This window comes from Lentzea kentuckyensis (genome assembly GCF_002150765.1).
GTDB classification, from domain to species: domain Bacteria; phylum Actinomycetota; class Actinomycetes; order Mycobacteriales; family Pseudonocardiaceae; genus Lentzea; species Lentzea kentuckyensis.
Map to the genome: position 1 here is coordinate 1 of NZ_MUYM01000241.1, position 1,565 is coordinate 1,565.

The 1,565-nt window shown below is 69.6% G+C and carries 3 protein-coding genes; all 3 read right to left on the reverse strand.

What is annotated here, in order from left to right; all coding sequences use genetic code 11:
* A partial coding sequence (locus B0F77_RS46345) for an NADH-quinone oxidoreductase subunit D-related protein (protein ID WP_483868465.1) occupies nucleotides 1-441 on the reverse strand: 441 nt, incomplete at its 3' end.
* Nucleotides 442-712: 271 nt separating this feature from the next.
* Nucleotides 713-1,135: a DUF1203 domain-containing protein gene (locus B0F77_RS46350; RefSeq protein WP_086669363.1), complete on the reverse strand. Its 423-nt coding sequence runs from the start codon at nucleotides 1,133-1,135 to the stop codon at nucleotides 713-715.
* A gap of 17 nt (nucleotides 1,136-1,152) precedes the next feature.
* On the reverse strand, nucleotides 1,153-1,565 hold a 413-nt coding region (locus B0F77_RS46355), incomplete at its 5' end, for an SAM-dependent methyltransferase (protein WP_211294384.1).

Here is a 1,565-nt window from a genome sequence, read left to right on the forward strand (position 1 = left end):
CGTGTAGACCGAGCCCTCGGGAGCCTTGATCGCCTTGGGCAGCCGGACGTTCACCGGCCCTGACGGCAACTGCTCCAAGCATTGCCGCGCCAACGCCTTCGACAGCTCCACCTCACCCAGAAGGCACCGCAGGCGGGCCGCGGCATCGCCCTCGGTCCTCACCACGGGCGTGAAGGAGAGCTGCTGGTAGGCGGGCAACGGGTCGTCGCGCCGCAGGTCGAANNCGGCCGGGACGTCCTCGCGCAGGCCGCCGATCCGGTTGAACATGAAGTGGATGCGGCCGCCAGAGGCCTCCTCCATCAACGCCTGCACGCTCTCGCGGTACGTGGCGGCGTTGGGGGACAACGGGGTCAGGAAGACCATGTGGGCCATCAGGCGGTTGAGCTCGCACAGCAGCGCGCGCAGCCACTGGGCGCGGGCCGGGACGTCCATGCCCGTCATGCGTTCGACGGCCAGTGCCACGGCCAGTTCGTTGCAGAAGGCGGAAAGCCAGTCGTGGCGGTTGGCGAGGGTGAGGACCTGGCGGTAGTCGCGGACCTCGAACAGCTTCTCGGCGCCGCGGTGCAGGTGGCCGACGAGGGGTTCGGCGGCGGTGATCGTCAGGTCCGGGGTGACGGTGAGGCGCAGGCGGTAGGCGCCGNNCGCCTGCGCCTACGCCGACGGTGATCTGCTCGCTCACCTGAGCATGGTTTCACGCGTCCCCGGACGTGGCTCAGGCCCTCGTGACGCCGAAGTAGAAGCAGCCGTGCGACAGGCTGCGGACCTGCACCGACTCCACCTCGGGATCGTTGAACAGTCCTGCGATCGCATGATCGAACGATCCCGGCTCCACCAGCGAACCGTCGTGGATCTGGCCTGCGGCGTTGTAGGAACGAAGGATCCGGGGATTGGTCAACAAGTCGACAGGGAGACGGTCCAACGAGGGCGAGCCGGGGCAGTCGACGTGCGTGAAGATCGGGCCGACCTCGGCGTACGGGCCCTTGCCGTTCGAAGGCGAGTAGCGGAACAACCAGACCGGCTCACCATCAAGGGACTTCCGCAGGCAGCACCGCAGAGGCACGTCCGGCTCGGAGGCGCGGTACTCGCGACCGGGGTCGGACAGGGCGGCGGCCGGCAAGACGTTGTGGATTCGCATACCGAGAACGATCGTCGTCACGACAACGAAAAGCTGGCGGGAATCGGACGCCAGGGCGGCAGCGCGGGGAGCAGCTCCGAGACAGCCACTCCGTTCCCGTGCAACAGCCAGCCGAACGCCCCCAGGCCGGCCGGATCCCGCAGCTCGGCCACCCGCCCGGCGCGGGCGGCGGACTCCAGCCACTCCCAGCCGGAACCGGAAACAGCGCCGGTCACGCCCAGGGCCGCCAGCGCATCCCGCTGCGACACCAGCACCCGGTCCCCGCCGGCAGCCTCGGCACAGGCGTCCAAAGCCACGTGCGCGGTGATGTCACAGGACCCGTCGAACACCGGCGGCACCTGATGTCCTGCGCGGTACCCGGTCAGGGTGAACCGCCGCGACGACACCAGGTGCCCGTAGTCGATCGCCAGCGCCGCCCCGCGCACCGACG

Coding starts and splice junctions, on each gene's coding strand:
- B0F77_RS46350 (WP_086669363.1), bottom strand. CDS start 1,135: ATGCGAATCCACAACGTCTTGCCGGCCGCCGCCCTGTCCGACCCCGGT.